Here is a 22,813-nt window from a genome sequence, read left to right on the forward strand (position 1 = left end):
CTACTCCTCCTCGAGCGTGACCTTGCCGCCCAGCAGGCGGTAGTGGTCGAAGAAATCGGGATAGGACTTGTTGACGGCCTCGGCGCCGTGGATCACAACTTCGCCGGTAGCACGGCTCGCGGCGATGGCGGCCATCATGGCGATACGATGGTCGTTGTGCGAATCGACCTCGCCGCCGGTAAAGGCGTCGACGCCCTTGATAATGAGGTCGTCGCCGGCAATGCGCACCTGCGCGCCCAGCGCAGTGAGCTCGCGAGTGGTGGTGACCAGGCGGTCAGATTCCTTGATGCGAAGGCGGGCACAATCGCGGATGAACGTGCGGCCTTGTGCCAGCGATGCCACGGCAGAGATAACGGGCACCAGGTCGGGGATGTCGTGCGCGCTCATCTCAAAGCCGGCGAGCTTATCGGACTGCACGGTGGCGGCGTTGGTGGAGCGCACGATGCGGGCGCCAAAGCGCGAGAGCGCGGCAAGCACGTTGCGGTCGCCCTGCGCGGAGCTCAGTGATACGCCTTCCACAGTGATGGGGTCGGAGCCGATGGCGCCGGCACACAGCCAAAAGGCGGCGTTGGACCAGTCGCCCTCGACAGCCACGTTGCCAGGCGTGCGGTACGAGCCGCTGCTCACGCGGAAGTTTGTGACCTCGGGCTTGCCGTTTGTGGCGGCGATGCGCTCGACGTTGACCTCGATGCCGAAGGCCTTCATGGCCTGGATGGTCAGGTTGATATAGGGGCGGCTCTCGATAAGGCCGGTCACCTGTACGCAGGAGGGCTGGGGCAGCAGCGGGGCCGCCAGCAGCAGGCCCGAGATATACTGCGAGCTCACATTGCCCGGCAGGATAAAGGTGCCCGGGCGCATGCGGCCACTTGTCTTGAGCGGAAAGCCGCCCAGGCCCTGCAGGTCGCAGCCGGCGGCGATGATCTCGTCGGAGAGCGGGGAGAGGGGGCGTGCGCCCAGACGGCCCTGCCCCACAAACGTGGCCTCTGCCCCCAGCGCGCAGGCGACGGGCAGCATAAAGCGGAGGGTAGAGCCGCTTTCGCCGCAGTCGAGCGTGCCGCCGGCAAGTGCCTTGAGTAGGCCAAACTCAATACTCTTCATGGTGGGGTGGACCTGGAAGCCGTCCTCGACGGTCTCGATGCGGGCGCCCAGCGCCGTGAGGCAGCGCACCGTGGCCTCGATATCGGCGCAGGTGGTGTTGCAGGTCACATGCGTCTCTCCGTTGGCAAGGGCGGCGCAGATGATCAGGCGGTGCGCCATCGACTTGGACGCGATGGCGGGAACAGTGCCCTTGAGCGGGGACGGGGTGATGCGGGCTAGCATGCGGAGGCGTCTCCCTTCTGGCCGAGGCCCTCGGCAATTAAATCATGAAAGGCGGAAAGCGGCGTGCGGTCGATGCTGCAGCGGCCAATGTCGTGCGGAATTACCAGGTCGATGGTGTCACCGGCGCGTTTTTTGTCGTGCAGCGCCTCGGCAAAGACGGCGTCGGCCGAAAGCTCGCAGCGGGTCTTAAGGCCGTGGCGAGCGCAGAGGTCCTCGATGCGGCCGGGCAGCTCGGCGTCGCAAATGCCGTGCAGGGCTGCGGCGCGCGTGATGATGCCCATGCCGATCGACACGCAGTTGCCATGTCCCAGCTCAAAGTGCTCGCAGGCCTCGACAGCGTGTCCAGCGCTGTGTCCAAAGTTGAGCAGCTTGCGCTGGTTGGTCTCGCGCTCATCGGCGACAACCACGGCGCGTTTAATGTCGATATTGCGGGCGATGATGAGCGCCACGCGGGCCACGTCCCGGTTGAGGAGCTCCAGCGTGAGCGGGGTTTTCTCAAGCTCGGCGAAGAGCTCCGGGTCGGCGATCACGGCGTGTTTGACGACCTCTCCGCAGCCGTCGGCGAACTGCTCGGGCGTGAGGGTGGCGAGACACCCCACGTCGGCGATAACCACACTCGGCTGCCAAAAGGCGCCGGCCAGGTTTTTGCCGGCAGCTAGGTCGATGGCCGTCTTGCCGCCCACCGACGAGTCCACCATGGCGAGCAGGCTCGTGGGGATCTGCACAAACTTGCAGCCGCGCATGTAGGTGGCGGCCACAAAGCCAGCCACGTCGCCTACAACGCCGCCGCCGAGTGCCACGATCACGTCGGAGCGCGAAAGCTCGTGCTCGGCCACAAACTCCAGGATGGCAATGTAGGTCTCGGCGCGCTTGTGGGCCTCGCCGGCCTCGAAGGTGCAGACACTCACCGTATAGCCCGCAGCCTCCAGGCTCTGCTTAACGGGCATTTGGTAGAGCGGACCCACGTTGGTGTCTGTCACAATGACGGCGCGCGATCCGCCGGCGGTGGCGCGGACGAGCGGGCCCGCCTGCTCCAGCAAAAACGTGCCGACGTGCACCTGGTAGGGGCGTGCGGTGTCGATATCGATGGTAATCGCCATAAGCTTTGGTCCTTTCGACCTGGCGTGATAGGTGGTCTAGTGGGCGGCCTCGTCGTCGAGCGCGCGCTTGATGCGGTCGCCCTCGGCAAGGAGATTCTCAAGATAACGCTGGTCGCGGTCCTTGAGCGCACGGCTGTAGGCGCCAAGCGACTCGATCAGATGGTCGATCTCGAAGGCGAGCGCGTCGGCGTCGTCAATCATGAGCTCGGACCACATTTGCGGGTTGAGGTGCGCCACGCGGGTAAGGTCGCGGTAGCTACCGGCCGAAAAACCGTGGTGAACCTGGGCGGTCGGGCTTTTGACGTAGGCGTTTGAGACGACGTGCGCGAGCTGGCTCGTAAAGGCGATCACGCGGTCGTGCTCGGCGGCAGTGGTCACGCTGAACTTGCCAAACCCTAAGGGGCGTACCATCTCGCGCACCTGGCCTAAAAGCTCCAGCTTGAGCGCATCGTCCACTGCAGGCGGCACGAGCACGAGTGGCGCGCCCTGGAACAGGTCGGCACGGGAGTGAGCGTAGCCCGAGTACTGGGTGCCCGCCATGGGGTGCGCGCCCACAAAGTAAAACCCGTACTCGCGGGCGAGTTCGAAGGCACGCTCGCACACGATGCCCTTCACGCCCACGGTGTCAATCACCACGGGCCCCATGATGGCCTCGGTATCGGTGGCGTCGGCGAGTGCTTGGGCGTGCGTCTCGAGCCACTCGATGCAGGCCTCGGGGTAACAGGCCAGTACGATGATGTCGCACTCGCCGAGCGTCTCGTCGTTGAGCTCGCCGGCGACGGTGCCCATGCTGGCGGCCGTCATGACGTCATCGTCGGGGTCCCAGGCCAGCACGCGGACGCCCGCCTGCGCATAGCCGCGGGCAAAGCTGCCGCCGATCAGACCCAGGCCCACAACGCCGGCGCATTTGGGGCCGCCCTGGTTAACACGTGCGTTTCTTACCGTACCCATGGGCTACTCCATGGTCTCTTGGCAGACAACCTCGCGGATGGCGCGGATGCGGCGCATGGTGTCGTCGAACTGGTCGGGGGTGAGGGCCTGGGCGCCGTCGGACCACGCGCGGCTGGGCTCGTCGTGGACCTCGATCTCCAGACCGTTGGCGCCGCAGGCGGTCGCGGCGAGCGCCATGGGTTCAACGTAGCGGGTGTAGCCGGTGGCATGGCTGGGGTCGGCCACGACGGGCAGGTGCGACAGGTGGTGCAGCACCGGCACGGCGTTGAGGTCGAAGGTGTTACGGGTGCGGGTCTCGAAGGTGCGAATGCCGCGCTCGCACAGGATGACGTTGTCGTTGCCCTCGCTCATGATGTACTCGGCAGCCATGAGCAGCTCGTCGACGGTGCCGGACATGCCGCGCTTGAGCAGGACCGGGGTCTTGGTCTTGCCTACCTCCTTGAGCAGGGGGAAGTTCTGGGCGTTGCGGGCGCCAATCTGCATGACGTCAATCTTCTTATCCAAGAAGACCTGCACGTCGCGCGGGTCCATGATCTCGGTGACGATCGGCATGTCGAGCTCGGCCGAGGCCTCGCATAGCAGGTCCAGGCCGGCGGGGCCCATGCCCTGGTAGGCGTAAGGGGAGGTGCGGGGCTTGTAGGCACCGCCGCGCAGCATCGTGGCGCCGGCGGCCTTTACGCGGCGTGCGATGCGAATGAGGTTTTCGCCCTCGACGGAACAGGGTCCGGCGATGACCTGGAACTGGTCGCCGCCGATCTTGATGCCGTGGCCGCAGTCGATGACAGAGTCCTCGGGGTGAAACTTGCGGTTGGCACGCTTGAACGGCTCGGAGACGCGCTGCACACGCTCGACGACGTCCATGGACTCGAGCAGGAACGGGTCGATCTTGGTCGTATCGCCCACCAGGCCGATGATGGTCTCGTTCTCGCCGCGCGACACGTCGGTTTTGAGACCCTTCTTCTCAATCCAGCTGACGATGTGGCCGATGGCCTCATCGCTGGCGCTCTGCTTTAAAATTGCAATCATGGTGTGCCTCTCACCTCGATGGATAACCCTTGCAAAAACGGCCCGCAGTGCGAGCCGTATCATATGGTGCATGAGAGTTTATACTAATTATTTCACTTTTGCGTCCTAAAGTGAGCCGTTGCGCTTCGTCTCCCACGTAATTGCAGAGCTTTTTCTATTATGTTGTTAGCTCGTGGCGCACTTGGGTATAATGCCAACCGTTGGCCCTATTAGCTCAGGGGATTAGAGCGTCTGCCTCCGGAGCAGAAGGCCGTTGGTTCGAATCCAACATGGGGCACCATCGAACGTAAGACCGTCCGAACCTCGCATGGTCCGGGCGGTTTTTCTTATACCGACGCGACGTGATAGGACGTGGTATGGCAACGACGGATATCGAGCGCGGACTTTCGACCGCCGAGGTCGAGGAGCGCATTGCCGCCGGCAAGATCAACCGCAACATGGAGCTCAAGACCAAATCGGTTCGTGAGCTTATCATCGAAAATCTCTGCACGCTGTTCAATCTGATCAACGTGATTTTAGCGATTTTGGTCATTATGACCGGATCGTTTAAGAACCTGACGTTCCTGTTCGTGGTGTTCCTCAATACCGCCATTGGCGTCATCCAGTCCATGCGCTCCAAAAAGATGGTCGACAAGCTCACACTGCTGACCTCTAAGAAGGCCATCGCGGTGCGCGATGGTGCCGAGGTGGAGCTCGACTTGGACCAGATCGTGCTCGACGACATCATTCGTCTGGGGCGCGGCGACCAGATACCTGCCGACGCCGTGGTGGTATCGGGCGAGGCGCTCGTTAACGAAAGTCTGCTGACGGGCGAGAGCGACCTTATTAAGAAGCAACCTGGTTCCGAGCTCATGAGCGGCAGCTTTATCGACTCGGGCCTGTTGCGTGCCCGCGTGGTCCATGTTGGTGCGGATAACTATGTGGCCAAGATCAACAACGAGGCCAAGTACGTCAAAAAGGTCAATTCCGAGATCATGAACGCGCTCAACGCTATCGTGCGTTTTGCGAGCGTCATCATGATTCCGCTTGGTCTGGCCTTGTTTGCCTCGAGTGTGAGCGGGCTATGGGATGCCGCCGGTACGCCGGGCGATAGTGCGCTTTCGTGGTGCTTTTCCGAGCTGCTGGCCGGTCGCGTGCCTTCGTCGGCGCTGCTGTCCACGGTGGGCGCTCTTTTGGGCATGATTCCGCAGGGCCTGGTGCTGCTGACCTCATCGGTGCTTGCCATCGCGACGGTGCGCCTGGCGCGCCGCAAGGTACTCGCGCAACAGCTCTATTGCATCGAGACGCTCGCGCGCGTCGACGTGCTGTGCCTGGACAAGACGGGCACCATCACGTCGGGTCGCATGGAGGTCGAGGGCACCTATCCGTTGCCCGTTGAGGGTGTGGGCTTGGCCCCGGACGAGGCACCCGTCTCCGTCGATACTACCGTGCTCGATTTTGCGCTTGCCAATGTCGCGCGCGCGACCTCGGCCGATGCCAATGAGACCTGCCAGGCGCTGCTCAACTACTACGCCGACCGCCCGGTCGAGGTGTCCGAGCCGCTGTCGGTCATTCCGTTTTCGTCCTCCAAAAAGTGGAGCGGCGCCTCGTTTGCGCAGGGCTCTTATGTGATGGGCGCGGCGCAATTTGTGCTTTCGGAGCGTATCTTTGCGCAGGTCGAAAATCGTGTGGCCGAGCTTGCCGACACCTGCCGCGTGCTCGTGGTGGCCCGTGTGGACGGCTTTACGCCCGATGGCGATATGGTGGGCGAGGCCGAGCCCGTGGGCTTTGTGACCATTCGCGATGAGATTCGCACTTCGGCCGCCGAGACCATCGGCTACTTTAACGAGCAGGGTGTGACCCTTAACGTGATCAGTGGCGACGACCCGCGCACGGTGTCGTCGATCGCACGCGTGGTGGGCGTGCCGGGGGCGGACGCTTATGTGGACGCCACGACGCTCGATACGCCGTCCAAGATTGATGCGGCGGTGGACCGCTACCATGTCTTTGGCCGCGTGACCCCGCAGCAGAAGCGCGAGCTCGTGCAGGCGCTCAAACGTCGCGGCCATACCGTTGCCATGACGGGTGACGGCGTCAACGATGTGCTGGCACTCAAGGAGGCGGACTGCTCCGTGGCCATGGCCGCCGGTTCCGACGCCGCACGCAACGTGGCCGAGATCGTGCTGGTCGATAACGACTTTGCTTCGATGCCCGCCGTGGTGGCCGAGGGCCGTCGCTCCATCAACAACCTGCAGCGTTCGGCCTCGCTGTTCCTGACCAAGACGCTGTTCTCGATGGGCCTGGCGGCGCTGTGCATCGCGCTGCCGCCGTATCCCTTTGAGCCTATCCAGATGACGCTCATCAACTTCTTCTGCATCGGCGCGCCGGGCTTTGTGCTGGGCCTTGAGCCCAACAATGCCCGCGTGAAGGGGTCGTTCTTGACCAACGTTCTCAAGCGCGCGCTGCCGGCATCGGTTGCAGTCATTTTGGCTGCGGCGCTCGACATCTTTGTGGCGCGCGTGTTTGGCTTTAGCCAGCTCACGCTTTCGACGATGTGCCTTCTCACGTCGTGTTCGGCAAGCGTGAGCCTGATCTGGCGTATCTCGCAGCCGCTCACTCCCTTGCGCGTTGTGCTCTTTGTATTTGTCGTCGCCGGCATCTTGGTGGGCGTTATCGGATTCCCCGAGCTGCTGTCTATCGCCAACTTGTCGATGGGCGAGGCAATTATCCTTCTGGTGATTGTGGTCTTTACTTGCGGCGTGTTCTTTAAACTCGCCACGATGATGGATTCGCTTAAGCCGCGTCGCCGTCATGCCGCCACTGGCTTTGGCCGCGGCGTGCGCGTTCGCTTGGGCCGCGGTGGCGGCAAGGTGAGCTCGACGGGCTCGACGGCCGAGCGTTTTGCCAAGCGCGTCGCCGCCGACATGGCGCAGCGCCGCGAGGAGCGTACGACACGTGAGGCCGAGGCCCGCGCGCTCGAGGGCGTGGAAAAGACCCAACCCAAGAAAAAGAAGGGCGCGGGCGTCAAGCGCTCGCGTGTGACCAAGTCCGCGCAGGGCATTAAGGTTTCGATGCCGAGCAAAAAGAAGAAGTAACCGCACCTCACAGGGTAGCTAATTTGGGACGGGGCTTTTTTAGCTACCCGGCTGATGTCGCATTCTATTTGGCCGATTGGCGGCCAGGGCAGCTAAAAAAGCCCCGTCCCAAATTAGCTACCCTGCGATGTTGAATTGGTGCCCTGTGCCTTTAGGGGCGTAGCGATGTTATGCTCTAACCTCGATGGTTCGAATGATTCCGAAAAGAGGATGCCGTGATTTGCCCGCATTGTCTCAAGACCATAGAGGACGGCTCCTCGTTCTGCCCCTATTGCAATACCTATGTTGGCCCGGGCGATGGCCCCGAGCACACCGAGTTTGTGTTCTGCGAAGGCTGCGGTGCCCGTCTGTCGCCTCATGACCGTACCTGTTCCAAGTGCGGGCGCCCTGCCCCGGGCATTCTATCCGAGGATGCGGCCGCATCCGACCTGGCTGCTGGGCGCACGGCTGGTTTTCCCCGCCTGACGCAGGAGCAGATCGATACCGAGGTACCCCATGCGCCGGCCTCTGCCGCCGCGGTACTTTCCGATGCCGCCGATCCCAATGAGACCTGCGTGCTGCCGGCTTTCGACAGGGATTTTGGCATTCCCAAGGTCGATATCCCGCTGCCGGTGTCCCTTCGTGACGACGCTCAGTCCAAAAATCAAAAACCCAAGCGCAAGGTGCATCCTGACGAGGATGCCTACCACAAGCACAAGCGCCGTATTCCCAAGCCGCTCATCGTCATCGCGTTGCTCGCTGCCGTGTGCGGCAGTGCCTATTGGTTTGTGACGTCGGACCCCATGGGCGTTATGCCGGGCTTTTACGACCAGTTTGGCCAGGCCGCCAAGACGACGTTCCCCTCGCGCCAGAAGGGCGAGGCTACCGAGGAAGAGACCAAGTCCGACGATACCGCCGAGGTGGTCCAGGAGGAGACCGTCCTTTCCGACGACCAGCTCTATACCAAGCTCGACGGTCTGTATCGGACGATCGTGTCGTATGGCGACGATGATCAGATCGGCGAGGTTGTCGACTCGTTTAACAGCGGGTACCTACGCACGCCGCTCTCCACGCGTCAGGAGCTGTCGCAGAGCGCTTATGCCCTGCGCGACCAGATCAAAAAGACCCAAGACGAGCTCAACAACCTTAAGGTGCAAGACGATACCGTCTACGCGGAGGATATCGAGCACCTCAAGCAGCTTGCCGAGTGGATGTACGAGCGCGTCGACATGATCTGCCAGAGCTGGGATATCTCGCTGTCCATTCCCGATGGCGAGTCGCTGAGCGCCCGCCAGAGTGAAATCTTGGCGCCCATCGCACAGGGCGGCAACAGCGCCCTTAACCAGTACGATGCCAATGTGAGCGCTTGGAAGCCGCAGCCGCGTTCGTAATTTGTTGCCCTCCGACGGCATAACCTGCGTGCGCAATTGATGGAAGCCCGTGCTTATTGCTACAATTCGTACAAATATGCTTTAAACGCACGAGGAAGGAACCACATGTTTGGTTTTAAGAAAGAGCTTTATACGCCCGAGTACCAGCTCGCTGGTGACGAGTGTGCGATCATCGAGACGTCGAAGGGTACGATCAAGGTCAAATTTGACGGCGAGGGCGCTCCCATCCATGTGGCGAACTTCTGCGAGCTTTCCACCATGGGCTTTTATGACGGCCTTAAGTTTCACCGCTATGTGCCCGGCTTTGTGATCCAGGGCGGCGACCCCAATACCCGCGATATGTCCGGCGCTGACGTCGCCGCCGGCCTTGAGGGCCCCGACGGTATGCCCGGCACCGGTGGCCCCGGCTACTGCATCAAGGGAGAGTTTGCCACCAACCCGCGCAACAGCCATGTGGACGGTGCGCTTGCCATGGCACGTTCCATGGATCCCGATTCCGCGGGCTCCCAGTTCTACTTCTGCCTGGGTGCCCAGCACAATCTGGATTCCGGTTACACCGTCTTTGGCACCACGGTCGAGGGCCTCGACGTGATTTCGCAGCTGCGTGCCGGCGACGAGATCGTCCATGTCGAGATCGTTCACGAGTAAAAGGGGACTTCCTTGAATAGCCAGCTGATTCAACAGGGTCGAGCCGCTTATCGTGCGGGCGACTTTTCTGCAGCCGCTCAGATGCTCGGTGCGGCAAAGACCCCCAGCGAGATCATGGGCGAGGCCGACCATCTGCGTGGCAACGCTCTGATGCACCTGGGTATGTATGCCGAGGCTGCCGAGGCGTACGCGGCTGCCCTCAACGACGGCACCTATGGAAAGCGCGGCGCGCTGCTCACCAACCGCGGCAAGGCGCTCGCTGCCGTGGGTGACTATGTGACCGCAGCCCAGGCGTTCTCCGCCGCAACGCAGGATGCTTCCTATGCCACGCCGTTTAAGGCCTATCTGGGTCTTGGCAACGCGCTGTTCCAGTCGGGCGATTTCGCCAATGCAGGCACTGCCTTCCGCCAGGCCGCCATCGATGGCGCCAATCCAGCCCCCGCGGCCGCCCTTGGCGAACTCGGCCGCTGCTTCATCAAACTTGGCCGACCGGCGGACGCCGTGGAGACCTATCGCACGGCCATCGACTTTGCCGGTCCGCGCGATGACACGCGTGCGCTTAACGCGGGTATGGGCCAGGCGCTTTCTGCCGCGGGTCGTCCTTCCGAGGCGCTCGATGCCTTTAATGCCGCCACTGCCGACGGCATCTATCAGCTCACACCCGAGCAGGCCGATGAGCTTGCCCGCGTGCACGATTCACTTGCCGCGCTTTCGGCCCAGACCGCCATGGCCACGGCCCCGGCGCCCGCCATGGATACGACTGCTGTCGATTCGCTCGATCCCACGGGTGCCACTGGCCAGTTTATGCCCGATCCGTCCGACACGGGCTTCTTTACGCTGTCCGAGTCCGAGATGGTCCAGCAGGATCGTCAGGACCGCAAGCAGGCCAAGGTCCGTCGTCGCCATCGCCATACGGGCCTCAAGGTCTTCTTGGTTTTGCTTCTGCTGATTGTTCTTGCCGCGGGCGGTTTGGGCTTTGCCTACACGCGCGGCATGGGTATCCCCTCGCAGGAGTCCGTCATCACCGATCTGTTCCAGGCTGCCGGCGACGGTGATACCGCCAAGGCCGAGTCCTGCCTGGCCTCCAGCCTGTCCGAGGACGCCAAGGCGATGATTATCTCCTCGATCCCGCAGGGCGCCACCGTCTCCGTTGAAGGTATGGATCAGTCCATGACCGAGACCACCGCGAAGGTGAAGGCTTCGCTGTCCAAGGGCGGCGAGCAGGAATATACCGTCAAATTCGTGCGCTCCGATAACCATATCGGCTGGGCGGTATCTTCGCTCGACATCGATTTCTCGGCCGCTGACAACCAGTAGTGACCTTATGAGATTTGGCGCTGCCCGGTGCTTCACCGCAAGTGAGGTGCCGGGCTTGCGCTAGTATGATGGGCTAGTAGTTTCCAGCAATCATCCAACACATCAGGAGTTGCGTTGTTTTCTTTGATGGACATGTTCTTCGGTAGCTATGCGGGCGATCTAGCCATCGACCTCGGCACCGCCAATACGCTTGTCTCCGTGCGCGGCAAGGGCATCGTCATTCGCGAGCCTTCCGTCGTCGCTATCGACAAAAACGATGAGCGCATCCTTGCAGTCGGTATCGAGGCTAAGCGTATGCTTGGCCGTACGCCCGGCAACATTGTGGCCGTGCGTCCTCTTAAGGATGGCGTCATCGCCGACTTCGATGTCACCGAGGCCATGCTTCGCTACTTTATCGATAAGGCTTCCGAGAAGCGCTATCCGTGGACCCCTCGTCCGCGCGTCGTCGTATGCGTTCCCTCCGGTGTCACGTCGGTCGAGAAGCGCGCCGTGTTCGAGGCTACGATTCAGGCTGGCGCTCGCCAGGCCTATCTGATCGAGGAGCCCATGGCTGCCGCTATCGGTGCTGACTTGCCTGTCGAGGAGCCGACCGGCTCCATGGTTATCGATATCGGTGGCGGCACCACCGAGGTTGCCGTTATCGCCATGGGCGGTATCGTCGTGTCGCAGTCCATCCGCATTGCCGGCGACGAGTTCGATCAGGCTATCCTCACACATGTTCGCGATGCCTACAATTTGGCCATCGGCGAGCGCACGGCCGAGGACATTAAGATTAAGGTCGGCTCTGCCGTGCCGCTCAAGGACGAGCTTGACGTCGAGGTCAATGGCCGCGACGTGATCACGGGCCTGCCCAAGACCGTGCGCATCGAGAGCGAGGAGATTCGTCGTGCGCTCAATAAGCCGCTCGACGAGATGGCCAAGGCCGTTAAGGACGCACTCGACGCCACACCGCCCGATCTTGCCTCGGACCTTATGTACTACGGCATTCTGCTGACCGGCGGCGGAGCGCTGCTGCGCGGCCTCGACGTGCGCCTGCGCGACGAGACGGGCGTTTCGGTCAACGTGAGCCCCACGGCGCTCGACAACGTCGTAAACGGTTGCGCCCGCGTGCTCGAGGCCAACGCGTTTGACGGCGGTTTCGTCCAGACCAATGCTTAATTTCCAAAAGGTGGATTCCATTTGGCACGATCTTCGGGTTTCTCTTCAAATCTGAATACCAAACGACAATCAACGGGTATGCGCCCGTTGATTGTTTTCAGCCTGATTTCTGTGTTGCTGCTCACGTTTTACATTCGAGAGGGCGAGGCCGGGCCGATACATGCCGTGCGTTCGGGCGTCACGACAATCACCTCTCCGGTGCGTTTCGTTGGCTCGGCGGTGGCGGCGCCATTCAATGCCATCGGCAACGTGTTCTCCAACCTCACCGCTTCGCAGGAGTCGCTCGACGACCTTAAGAAGCAAAACGAGGTCCTCACTTCCAAGGTCGCGGAGCTTTCCGAGGCCCAAAAGACCGCTGAGCGCCTTGAGGGTCTGGTGGGCCTGCAGTCGACCTATAACCTCAAGTCCACTGCGGCTCGTATTGTCGGAGCCTCGGGTGACGCCTGGACGTCGACCGTCACCATCGATAAGGGTTCTGCCGACGGGCTTACCATCAACATGCCCGTGACGAGCTCGGCCGGCGTCATCGGCCAGATTATCGAGGTTTCGGCCAAGACATCGACCGTGCGCCTGATTGGCGACGAGAACTCTGGTGTGTCCGCCATGGTGCAGGACACGCGCGCACAAGGCATGCTACAGGGCCAGCCCGATGGCACGCTGCGTCTTGAGTACGTGAGCGTCGACTCCGATGTTAAGGTGGGCGATATCATCGTGACCTCGGGCATCGGTGGCGTGTTCCCCAAGGGACTGCCGCTCGGCACCGTGTCTTCGGTCGAGAAGTCGGCTAACGACGTGTACTACACCATTGTGGTGCGTGCGCAGACCACGGCCGAAAATAACGAGGAAGTGCTCGTCATTACCTCGCTGACCGACGAGCAGTCGGCTTCGGACGATGATGTGAGCTCGGCCAATAGTGCCCCGCAGGGCTCATCGCGCGATGCCGCGACTCAGTCTAAGGACGAGAAATCGGATGATGATTCCGACACGGCCGAAGCGTCCGATTCTGGATCGAGCGAATAGGGAGGCATGTCCATGGATCTACACGAACAGGGGACTGGCTCCCGCGCCTTTGCAATCGCCGCTATCGTCTGCGTGCTGCTGCAGGCGGGACTGGCACCGCAAATCTCCATCGCGGGCGGCCGCGTCAACTTTATGATCATCTTGGTGTGTCTGAGCGTGTTTTCGGGCGACCCTACGCGTGCCGTCGTGTGCGGCTTTTGCAGCGGTCTGTTTTACGACCTTTCCGCCGCCGTGCCGGTGGGCGTTATGTCGCTGCTGCTGACCGTGGGCAGTTTTGCTTTGGTGCACAGCGCGGCTGGTCAGACGGGCGGCTCGCCGAGCGCGCGCGGCATTACCGTGGGCGCCTTTGCGCTTGCCATCAACGTGGTCTACAGCATCATCTTGCTGTTTATGGGTCTGGAGACGAGCTTTGTGGTGGCCATCTTTGGGCACGCTCTGCCGTCCTCGATCCTGACGGGCTTGATTGCCATTCCGTTTTTGATGTCCGGCGCCGCTCCGCAGTCTGGCTATGGGTTCTCTGCGCGCGGTGGGCGTCAGACGGGCATGCGCTTTAAGCCCAAGACCCGTAAGCTCAAATAGGGGAGGCCTCAAGATGTCTTCCCAGTTGACGGTTGTTGTCGCCGGTATCGCGCTGGTCGTGGCCATTGTGGTCGCGCTGGTCATCATGCGCCGCGGCGACTCCCGCTTTACCTACGACACACAGCACGGAACGGCCCCGCGCGCCACCGAGGGCGAGGGCAATACGGCCGCCACGGCCTTCAAGGGCCGTTTTTCCATCCTCACCACGGGCGTGGGTGCCATGTTTGCCGCGCTTGCCGTTAAGCTGTGGGGCATGCAGATGGTCTCGTCGGACTACTACGACAAGCAGGCCAAGAGCAATCAGACCCGTACCGTTACCACGCCGGCCGTGCGTGGCCGCATCTTGGACCGCAACGGCGTCGCACTGGTGCAAAACCGCCCCTCGCTCGCCGTCGTCGCCTATCGCGATCTTGCCGACGACAAGGTGCTGGTGCGTCATCTTGCCAACGTGCTCGGCATGCCGTATGTCGCGGTGCTGCGCAACATCCAGGACAATTCCGAGGGCGCGCAGAGCCTGCATACGATCGCGACTGACGTGCGCCGCTCTACCGTCGCCTACATTCAGGAGCACGCCGGTGAGTTTCCCGGCGTGAAGATCGCCGAGCGCACCGAGCGCCAGTACCCGTATGGCGAGACCGCCTGCCATATTTTGGGCTATACCGGCACCATTACCTCCGAGCAGCTCGAGGCGCAGAACAAGAAGTCGTCGGACGGCAACGAAAGCGCGGCTGGCCAGATCTCGTATCAATCGGGCGATATTGTGGGTCAGGCGGGCGTAGAGATTTACTACGAAAATCTGCTGCAGGGCATTCGCGGTGAGCAGACCGTGAAAGTTGACGCCTCGGGTAACGTTACCGGTCAAGCCGGCGCCGTTCCCGCCAAGGCCGGTTCTGACATTAAGCTTACGCTCGATCTTAAGATTCAACAGGCCTGCGAGACGGCTCTGGCGAATGCCATTGAGCTTGCCAAGACTACGGGCCATAGCAATGCCGGCAACGGTGCCGTGGTGTGCCTTGACCCCAACAACGGCGAGATCTTGGGCATGGCAAGCGAACCCAAGTTTGATCCTTCTGTCTTTATCGGCGGCGTTTCCAATGACGTGTGGACCGAGCTTAACGATGACGAGGGCTCGCATCCGCTGCTCAACCGCGCCATTAGCGGCCAGTACATGTCTGCCTCGACCATCAAGCCCCTCTCGGCGTTGGCTGGCCTCGAATTTGGCACGTACACTTCGAGTCAAACGACCAACTGCACGGGATATTGGACCGGCTTGGGCAAATCCTGGGGAAAGTACTGCTGGCTGCACTCCGGCCACGGCACGATGACGCTGCAGTCCGGTATCGCCAACTCCTGCGACCCCGTGTTCTACGATATGGGCAAGGCCTTTTTCTACAACGACCAGCATCCCGAAGGCCTGCAAGAGGTCTTTCGCCGTTGGGGCCTGGGCAAGACCTGCGGCATCGACCTGCCGAGTGAGGGTGCGGGCCGCATTCCCGATGCAGAGTGGAAAGAGTCGTACTTTACCGACGCCTCGGCCGAGGACCGCAAGTGGAATGCCGGCGATATGACCAACATCGCCATCGGTCAGGGCGACATTCTGGTGACACCGCTGCAGATGGCCTGCGCCTACATGGGTATTGCCAACGGCGGCAAACAGTATGTGCCGCATGTGTTCTTGTCTGCTGTCTCGCGTGATGGCGACGGCGATGCCTACAAGTACAACGGCAAGGGCAAAAAGAAGCGCCTTGAGGCTCAAATTAACAACGATGCCGATCTTGCGCTGGTCCGCAACGGCATGCACGATGTGATTTACTCGGCGTCGACTTCGACCGCCGCGCACTTTAACTCCCTGACCCCTACGGTCTACGGCAAGTCCGGCACGGGTGAGAAGAGCGGCGAGGACGATTACGCGTGGTTTTGCGCCTACGCGCCGGCCGATGACCCCAAGTATGTGATCGCCACTGTCTTGGAACAGGGCGGTGGCGGCTCCGATACCGCGCTGCACGTTGTGCGCGATGTCCTCGGTGCGATTTATGACGAGCCCGACACGTCGACGGCCACGGGCGATTCCTCGGTTCGATAGGAGGTTGCGATGGACTTTTCGCCGGCGGACCTGTTCCGCTCAACCAAAACCGGCTCTCGCAGCAGCCTGGACCGCGTTAACAAGCAGATTTCCGCATCGCGCGGAACGTTTCGCCAAAAGGTGCACGTCGGCGTCCTGTTGGCGACTGTGGCGCTCGTCACTTATGGCGCCATTATTATCTGGTCCGCCTCGCAGTTTAAAGCCGACGCCTCGTTCTCGCGTCACCTGCTGGGTATCGGTATTGGCGCGGTGCTGGCGGTGCTCGTCTGGCGCACCGACCTGCGCGGCATTTCCAACTTTTCGACGGCCCTGCTCGTCATCGATCTCATCGTGATCTTCTCGCCTAAGATTCCGGGCCTGTCCTATACGGGCGGCTTGGGAATGACGGGTTGGATCAAGATTCCCGGTATCGGTTTAACATTCCAGCCCGTTGAGCTTGCCAAGCTCATCACCATCTTCTTTATGGCCACGCTTGGCTCGCAGTACAACGGGCGCATCGATACCGCTCGCGACTACATTAAGCTCTGCGGCATGCTGTCCGTTCCGTTTTTGGCCGTCGTCGCCATGGGCGATTTGGGCTCGGGTCTGGTCGTGCTGGTGTCGGGTGCCATCGTCATCTGCATGAGCGGTGCGCGCCGCGAATGGGTGCTGTCGACTTTGGCTCTGCTCGTGGGTTTGGTGGCGCTCGTCCTGGCGCTCGATTCGGTCTTCGATTCGCTGCTCGGCCACGATGTGCTCATTAAGCAGTACCAGATGAATCGTCTGACGGTCTTCATCGATCCCGACAACGCCGATTCGGACGATGCGTACAACCTGCAGCAGTCGTTGATCGCGGTCGGCTCGGGCGGTTTCTTTGGTAAGGGCCTGGGGCATGCGACGCAGTCGGCCGGCGGCTTTCTGCCCGAGTTCCATACCGACTTCGTCTTCGCCTTTTTGTCAGAGACGTTCGGCTTCTGCGGTTCCTTTTTGTTGCTGTGCCTGTACGTGCTGCTCATCTTCTCGACGATTCGCGTCGCCTTTAAGTGCGAGTCTCTGTTTCTACGCTTGTCATGCGTGGGTATTGTCGGCATGTGGGCATTTCAGACGTTCGAGAACATCGGCATGTGCATTGGCATGATGCCGATTACCGGTATTCCGCTGCCGTTCATTAGCTTTGGTTCGTCGTCGATGATGATCCAGTTGTTGACGGTGGGTATCGTACAATCCATATGGCGGCATCGTTCGGGCGCCGCGTAACCGCTGGAGGGGTTTGCCATGAAGATTCCCGTGGAAAAGCTGACCCGCGCTTTTAAAATGGGCGCGACCACCAAGAGGGATTCCGATACGCCGGTGCGCGTTTCGGTCTACCTGGATTCGACTGCCTCGCGTTTTTTGGTCGAGACGGTGCGCGATGCCTTTGTGCCGCAGACGACCTCGGGCATTGTCCGCGTTGAGCGTCTGGGGGAGGAGCGTATCGTCCCCAAGACCGATACCGACGTGGTGCTGGTGCTTTCGTGCGGATCTGAGCGCCTTGAGAGTGCTGTACAGGAGCTCGTCATTGCCGGCGCGCCCGTGTGCGTGCTGGCCGAGTCCGCTGTCGAGGTGCCTTTTATCCAGGAGTCCACGCCCATGCTCGGCGTGGTAGCGGCCACCGATAAGACGTATCTGCTCGAGACGCTCGCCCGCTGGATCCTGGACCGTACGGAAAAGGAGACGGCTTTTGCGGCGAACTTTGCCTTTATGCGCATTGCCGCCGCCAACCGCATCATCACCTCGTGCGCGCTTACCAATATGGCGACGGGCGCGCTGGTGTTTTTGCCGGGGGCCGATTATCCCGTTATGGCGCTGGCGCAGGTTGGCATGCTCTTTGAGCTTGCGGCCATCTTTGGACGCGGCATTAAGCCCGAGCGCGGCTACGAGGTCGCGGGCGTGCTTGCCGGCGGCTTGGTAATGCGCGCCGTCACGCGCGCCCTGGTAAAGCAGACGCCGCATATCGGCTTTGCCGTCAAGGCACTCTCTGCTGCCGCGGGCACCTATGGCATGGGCCGTGCACTCGTGTCTCTCTACGAGCGCGATATCGACTACAGCCGTGCCAACGAGGTGGTTGCCGCCACGTTTTCGCGCGTCCGCGACCTGGTGACCACGGTTGCCGGCGCTACCCGTCCCATGAATCCTTTTGAGGATGCATCCGATCTCGCTGCTTAGGGGTTTCTTTTGCGCGTTCCATACCAAGACTGTTTTCATTTAATCGAGCCGCTGCTCGCGAAGGTCGAAAAGCCGAGTCGCTATATCGACCACGAGTGGGGTACGCTCTTCAAGGCCGATGCCGACTATCGTTGCTGCATGATTTACCCGGACGTGTACGAGGTCGGCCTGCCCAACCAGGGTATCGCCATCCTGTACAACATCCTTAACCAGGCCGAGGGCATCTCCTGTGAGCGCGGTTATGTGCCGTGGCCCGATATGGGCGATGCCATGCGCGAGGCCGGTATCCCGCTGCTGTCGCTCGAGGGCGCAGCGCCCGTGGCCTCGTTTGATATCGTCGGTATGCATGTGCCGCACGAGATGGCCGTGACAAACTTTCTCGAGGCGCTCGATCTCGCCGGCATTCCGCTTCTGGCGGCCGACCGCACCGAGGACGATCCCATCATCGTCGCCGGCGGACCTTCGGTTTATAACCCCGAGCCGTATGCGGCCTTCTTCGATGCCATCCTGATTGGCGAGGGTGAGGAGTCGCTGCTCGAGATCTGCCAGTTGCATCGCCGCCTGCGTGACGAGGGCGTCCCGCGCGCCCAGATTGTCGAGCGGCTCGCGACCGTCTCCGGTACCTATGTGCCCTCGCTGTACGAGGTGCGCTATGACGAACCCTGCTCACCGCATGGCTACACCGTGCCGCGCGAGGGCAAAGACGTGCCGCCGGTGGTCTACAAGCGCGTCGTCGAGGACTTTGGCGCTACCAATCCGTTGTCGCAGTCGTGCGTGCCCTATGCGCAGCTCGTTCACGATCGCCTGTCTATCGAGATCCTGCGCGGCTGCGCTCGCGGTTGCCGTTTTTGCCAGGCCGGCATGACGTATCGCCCGGTGCGCGAGCGCTCGGCCGACCAGATCGTGTCCTCGGTGATCCAGGGCCTGGAAAAGACCGGCTATGACGAGGTGTCGCTTACCTCGCTTTCGACCACCGACCACTCCTGCATCCGCGACGTGCTCGGTCGCCTTAACCGCCGCCTGGAAGATACGGGCATTCGCGTGTCCATTCCCTCGCAGCGCCTGGATTCGTTTGGCGTGGATATGGCCGAGTCGGTCGCCGGCGAAAAGAAGGGCGGCCTGACGTTTGCCCCCGAGGCCGGTAGCCAGCGCATGCGCGACATCATCAACAAGAACGTGACCGAGGAGGACGTGGACCGCGCGGCCAAGGCGGCCTTCGAGGCCGGTTGGAATCGCATGAAGCTCTACTTTATGATGGGTCTTCCCGGCGAGCGCGACGAGGATATCGTGGCCATCGCCAACCTGGCCGACCATGTGCTCGAGCTCGGCCGCTCCGTGGTACCCAAGGCGCGCCGCGGCTCCATCTCGGTGTCCATCTCGGTGTCGGTGTTTATCCCCAAGGCCGCCACGCCTTTCCAGTGGTGCCCGCAGCTCGATTACGACGACGTCAAACGCCGCCAGAAGCTCCTCATTACGAGCGTTCGCAACCGTGCGGTCCGCGTGCACTACCACGATGCCGAGACCTCGCTTATTGAGGCGGCGCTGTCTCGTGCAGGCCGCGACATGACGCCTGTCATCATCGATGCCTGGCGTGCCGGTTCGCGTTTTGACGCCTGGGTGGAGCATTTTTCGCTCGATAACTGGAAGGAGGCCGCTGCCAAAAACGGCATCGACCTCAACGAGCTCGTGTACCTGCCCTACGAGCTGGACTGGCACCTGCCCTGGGAGCACGTGAGCCCCGGCTGCTCGCGCGGCTTCCTCGAGCGCGAATACCGCCGCTCGCTGGAGGGCGTCACGACGCCCGACTGCACCCGCACGTCGTGCACCGGCTGCGGAATCTGCCCCACGCTCCACGCCAAGAACGTATTGGTGGGTGATCGCGCATGAGTGAGCGCTTGACCGACAGCCCCACGCTCTTTAGGCTTCGCGTTCGCTACGGCAAGCGCGATCGTCTCAAGTACCTGGGCCATTTGGAACTAATCCATACCATTGAGCGTATCGTGCGTCGCGCGGGGCTGCCCTATGCTGTGACGCAGGGTTTCTCGCCGCACATGCGCGTGGGTTTTTCCTCGGCGCTGCCCGTGGGCACGTCGTCGACCTGCGAGTGGTATGACCTGTTTATGACCGAGTTCGTCGTGCTCGACGAGGCGTTTGAGCGCCTGGCGGCGGCATCTCCGGCCGATCTGGCCCCCATCGAGGCCGCATACATCGACGTGCGCACGCCGGCGCTCACAGCCCAGCTCACGCGTCTGTCGTATCGTATCGACCTGCATCTGGACCCTGAGTCACCCGTGAGCGCCGATGAGGTGCGCGCCGCGATTGACACGTTGCGTGCGGGCCACGGCATCGACTATGCGCGCGGCAAAAAGAGCAAGCGCCTGGACTTGGACCATACGCTCGTGGGCTACGAGCTTAAGGCGGGGGAGCGCCCGGACCATCTGGTGCTCATGCTCGACACCCACGCCGACAACGAGGGCTCCATGCGTCCGGAGATTTTGCTTTCTGCTGCTGATGTTTTGTTGCAGGGCTTGACCCCGGGCGTCGATGCACCTATTGTTTCCACCGGTATGCAAGACCTCGTGACCATCTGCTCCTACGATGTCGAGCGTCAGAATCAAGCATGCGAAGACGACGAGGGCCGACTCGTCAGCCCCATACCTGTGCGAACTTGTGGATTTGCTCCACATACTCGTTGACGGGGGTATTATCGCCTGCTACTATATTCGGCTGTTGCACTAACTGATGCATGAAGGGCAAGTAAACATGTACGCAATCGTTAACACGGGCGGCAAGCAGTACAAGGTCGCCACCGACGATGTCATCACCGTCGAGAAGATCGAGGGCAATGAGGGCGACAAGGTCACCCTGCCGGTCATCTTCCTCAACGATGGTAAGAAGATCGTCACCGATCCCGACAAGCTGGCCAAGGCCAAGGTTACCGCTCAGATCGTTGAGCAGTTCAAGGGCGAGAAGCAGCTGGTCTTCAAGTTCCACAAGCGTAAGCGCTATCGTCGTCTGAAGGGTCACCGTCAGCAGCTCACCAAGCTGAAGATCGTGAAGGTTCAGGCTACCTCCCGCGCCAAGAAGGCTGTCAAGGCAGAGGCTGAGGCTGTTGCCGAGGCTCCCGTCGCCGAGTAGATTACACTCGTAACGAAAGAGTAGGTATACACAATGGCACACAAAAAAGGACTCGGTTCCTCCCGTAATGGCCGTGACTCCCGCGGTCAGCGCCTTGGCACGAAGCGCTTCGCCGGCCAGACGGTAACCACGGGCACGATTCTCGTCCGTCAGCACGGCACGCACATCCACCCGGGTGCGAACGTTGGCCGTGGCAAGGACGACACGCTGTTCGCGCTGGTCGACGGTACCGTTGAGTTCCACAAGGGTATCAAGCACAGGGTCAGCGTACGCCCGCTCGCGAACGCGTAATTCACCCTTCATAGAGCACATATGTGGGAGGCACTTGAGTTTTAGGATTCAAGGGTCTCCCTCTTTTTTTGTAGGAGGCGATTCTGTTGTCACAGTTCACCGATATCAGCCGCATTAACGTTTGCGGCGGCGACGGCGGAGCCGGATGCATGTCGTTTAGGCGCGAGGCATTTGTTCCCAAGGGCGGCCCCGATGGCGGCGACGGCGGCCGTGGCGGCAATGTCGTCATCCAGGCCGATGCTCAGCTGTCTTCGCTGATCGATTACCGCTTTAAGCATCACTTCCGTGCCGAGCGCGGCACGCACGGCCAGGGCGCCCGTCGCAATGGCAAGAGCGGCGAGGACCTGATTTTGAAAGTTCCCATGGGCACCGTAGTCCGCGAGCTCGATCCCGAGACGCAGACCCCGATGTTCGAGATTGCCGACCTGGTGCACGATGGCGAGCGCGTTGTCGTGGCGCCCGGTGGGGCCGGCGGTCTGGGCAACACTCACTTTGTGACGTCGGTGCGCCGCGCGCCCGCGTTTGCCCAGCTGGGTGAGCCGGCCGAGGAGCACTGGATCGAGCTCGAGATGAAACTTATGGCCGATGCCGCGCTCGTGGGCTTTCCCTCGGTGGGCAAGTCCTCGCTCATCGCGCGTATGAGCGCCGCCCGTCCTAAGATCGCCGACTACCCGTTTACCACGCTTGTGCCCAATTTGGGTATGGTGCGTGCCGGTGAGTATTCCTATGTCGTCGCCGACGTACCGGGCCTCATCGAGGGTGCGAGTGAAGGCAAGGGCCTGGGTCATCAGTTCCTGCGCCATATTGAGCGCACTGCTTTGATCATGCACGTTGTCGATATGACGGGCGGTTTTGAGGATCGCGATCCGGTTGAGGACTATCGCATCATTAACCGTGAGCTCGAGCAGTATGGTGCCGAGCTCTCGGAGCGCCCGCAGATCGTTGTCGCCAACAAGTGCGATGCCCCGGGTACGGCCGATAAGATTGCCGACCTTAAGCGCGCGGCGCTCGACGACGGCCACATGTTTTTTGCCGTTTCCGCCGTTACGGGTGCCGGCCTCAACACCCTGATGCTTGCCGTGGGCGAGCAGGTGGCTAAGCTTCGCGCGGAGCTTGCGGTCTCTGATGAGCCGGTCGATTTGCGCGATGAGGAGTGGGAGCGTCGCCGCCTGCAGCGCGAGAAGCGCTTCCGCATTGTTGAGGAAGAGCCCGGTGCTTTCCGCGTGGTCGGTCGCGCGATCGAGCGCATGGTTATCCAGACCGACTGGGAAAACGAGGAAGCCGTCATCTACCTGCAGCATAAGTTTGCCCGCATGGGTGTCGACGATGCGCTCGAGAAGGCCGGCTGCCGTGCGGGCGACGAGGTTCGCATTTGCCAGCGCGCCTTTGACTTTGAGGGCGCCGAGGACTTCTCGGAATACGAGGATGAGCTCGAGGATGCAGGCGTTGAGGTTATTGACGTAGCGGCCGAGGGTGCGGACGTGGCTCATGTCACCGAGGGCTCCGAAGGCGCTACCGAAGTCGACGTTATTGAGACCCCGGAGGGCGAGTAAG

Annotated in this window: 19 protein-coding genes and 1 tRNA gene; 16 read left to right on the plus strand and 4 right to left on the minus strand. The window is 61.6% G+C overall.

Going from position 1 to position 22,813, the window contains the following annotated elements:
- The 4 genes from aroA to aroF are packed head-to-tail and all read right to left on the minus strand — an operon-like array spanning position 1 to position 4,397.
- Positions 1-1,320: a 3-phosphoshikimate 1-carboxyvinyltransferase gene (gene aroA, locus FYJ40_RS04335; protein WP_154516160.1), complete on the minus strand. Its 1,320-nt coding sequence runs from the start codon at positions 1,318-1,320 to the stop codon at positions 1-3.
- The gene (gene aroB, locus FYJ40_RS04340; RefSeq protein WP_154516163.1) at positions 1,314-2,420 is read right to left on the minus strand and encodes a 3-dehydroquinate synthase; all 1,107 of its coding nucleotides are present in this window, start codon (positions 2,418-2,420) and stop codon (positions 1,314-1,316) included. Before aroB ends, aroA begins: the two co-directional genes overlap by 7 nt.
- 36 nt (positions 2,421-2,456) lie before the next feature.
- Positions 2,457-3,371 carry a prephenate dehydrogenase/arogenate dehydrogenase family protein gene (locus FYJ40_RS04345; protein ID WP_154516166.1) on the minus strand — a complete coding sequence of 305 codons (915 nt, stop codon included), beginning with the start codon at positions 3,369-3,371 and terminating at the stop codon, positions 2,457-2,459.
- A gap of 3 nt (positions 3,372-3,374) precedes the next feature.
- Positions 3,375-4,397 (minus strand): 3-deoxy-7-phosphoheptulonate synthase, encoded by a 1,023-nt coding sequence (gene aroF, locus FYJ40_RS04350; RefSeq protein WP_154516169.1) that lies wholly within the window; start codon positions 4,395-4,397, stop codon positions 3,375-3,377.
- Between the two features lie 203 nt (positions 4,398-4,600).
- Here aroF and FYJ40_RS04355 point away from each other — a divergent pair.
- The 16 genes from FYJ40_RS04355 (at position 4,601) to obgE (ending at position 22,812) form a co-directional block, all read left to right on the plus strand.
- Positions 4,601-4,677: transfer RNA gene (locus tag FYJ40_RS04355), tRNA-Arg, on the plus strand.
- A gap of 76 nt (positions 4,678-4,753) precedes the next feature.
- Positions 4,754-7,471, plus strand: coding sequence for an HAD-IC family P-type ATPase (locus FYJ40_RS04360; RefSeq protein WP_154516172.1), 2,718 nt, complete (start codon positions 4,754-4,756; stop codon positions 7,469-7,471).
- 215 nt (positions 7,472-7,686) lie between these two features.
- Positions 7,687-8,841, plus strand: a complete 1,155-nt coding sequence (locus FYJ40_RS04365; RefSeq protein ID WP_154516175.1) for a zinc ribbon domain-containing protein — start codon at positions 7,687-7,689, stop codon at positions 8,839-8,841.
- Between the two features lie 105 nt (positions 8,842-8,946).
- On the plus strand, positions 8,947-9,489 hold the full coding sequence (locus FYJ40_RS04370) for a peptidylprolyl isomerase (RefSeq protein ID WP_154516178.1): 543 nt from the start codon (positions 8,947-8,949) through the stop codon (positions 9,487-9,489).
- A gap of 12 nt (positions 9,490-9,501) precedes the next feature.
- On the plus strand, positions 9,502-10,806 hold the full coding sequence (locus FYJ40_RS04375) for a tetratricopeptide repeat protein (protein WP_229770665.1): 1,305 nt from the start codon (positions 9,502-9,504) through the stop codon (positions 10,804-10,806).
- Between the two features lie 126 nt (positions 10,807-10,932).
- A complete protein-coding gene (locus FYJ40_RS04380; protein WP_006236061.1) occupies positions 10,933-11,964 on the plus strand; it encodes a rod shape-determining protein in 1,032 nt (343 codons plus the stop codon).
- Positions 11,965-12,042: 78 nt separating this feature from the next.
- On the plus strand, positions 12,043-12,984 hold the full coding sequence (gene mreC, locus FYJ40_RS04385; protein ID WP_154516181.1) for a rod shape-determining protein MreC: 942 nt from the start codon (positions 12,043-12,045) through the stop codon (positions 12,982-12,984).
- A 12-nt stretch (positions 12,985-12,996) separates the two neighbouring features.
- Entirely contained in the window at positions 12,997-13,563 is a 567-nt protein-coding gene (locus FYJ40_RS04390; protein WP_154516184.1) for a hypothetical protein, read from the plus strand.
- A gap of 13 nt (positions 13,564-13,576) precedes the next feature.
- Positions 13,577-15,646 carry a penicillin-binding protein 2 gene (gene mrdA / locus FYJ40_RS04395; protein ID WP_154516187.1) on the plus strand — a complete coding sequence of 690 codons (2,070 nt, stop codon included), beginning with the start codon at positions 13,577-13,579 and terminating at the stop codon, positions 15,644-15,646.
- Positions 15,647-15,655: 9 nt separating this feature from the next.
- Positions 15,656-16,882, plus strand: coding sequence for an FtsW/RodA/SpoVE family cell cycle protein (locus FYJ40_RS04400; RefSeq protein ID WP_154516190.1), 1,227 nt, complete (start codon positions 15,656-15,658; stop codon positions 16,880-16,882).
- 18 nt (positions 16,883-16,900) lie between these two features.
- Positions 16,901-17,830: a YcjF family protein gene (locus tag FYJ40_RS04405; RefSeq protein WP_154516193.1), complete on the plus strand. Its 930-nt coding sequence runs from the start codon at positions 16,901-16,903 to the stop codon at positions 17,828-17,830.
- A 9-nt stretch (positions 17,831-17,839) separates the two neighbouring features.
- A complete protein-coding gene (locus FYJ40_RS04410; protein ID WP_154516196.1) occupies positions 17,840-19,717 on the plus strand; it encodes a TIGR03960 family B12-binding radical SAM protein in 1,878 nt (625 codons plus the stop codon).
- Positions 19,714-20,526 (plus strand): TIGR03936 family radical SAM-associated protein, encoded by an 813-nt coding sequence (locus FYJ40_RS04415; RefSeq protein ID WP_154516199.1) that lies wholly within the window; start codon positions 19,714-19,716, stop codon positions 20,524-20,526. The genes FYJ40_RS04410 and FYJ40_RS04415 overlap by 4 nt, the downstream gene beginning before the upstream one ends.
- A gap of 67 nt (positions 20,527-20,593) precedes the next feature.
- A complete protein-coding gene (gene rplU / locus FYJ40_RS04420; RefSeq protein ID WP_035138585.1) occupies positions 20,594-20,968 on the plus strand; it encodes a 50S ribosomal protein L21 in 375 nt (124 codons plus the stop codon).
- 33 nt (positions 20,969-21,001) lie between these two features.
- Positions 21,002-21,259, plus strand: coding sequence for a 50S ribosomal protein L27 (rpmA, locus tag FYJ40_RS04425; RefSeq protein WP_154516202.1), 258 nt, complete (start codon positions 21,002-21,004; stop codon positions 21,257-21,259).
- 86 nt (positions 21,260-21,345) lie between these two features.
- The gene (gene obgE, locus FYJ40_RS04430) at positions 21,346-22,812 is read left to right on the plus strand and encodes a GTPase ObgE (protein ID WP_195838549.1); all 1,467 of its coding nucleotides are present in this window, start codon (positions 21,346-21,348) and stop codon (positions 22,810-22,812) included.
- Position 22,813: the final 1 nt, after the last annotated feature.

Source organism: Collinsella sp. WCA1-178-WT-3 (M1), assembly GCF_009696325.1.
Taxonomy (GTDB): Bacteria; Actinomycetota; Coriobacteriia; order Coriobacteriales; family Coriobacteriaceae; genus Collinsella.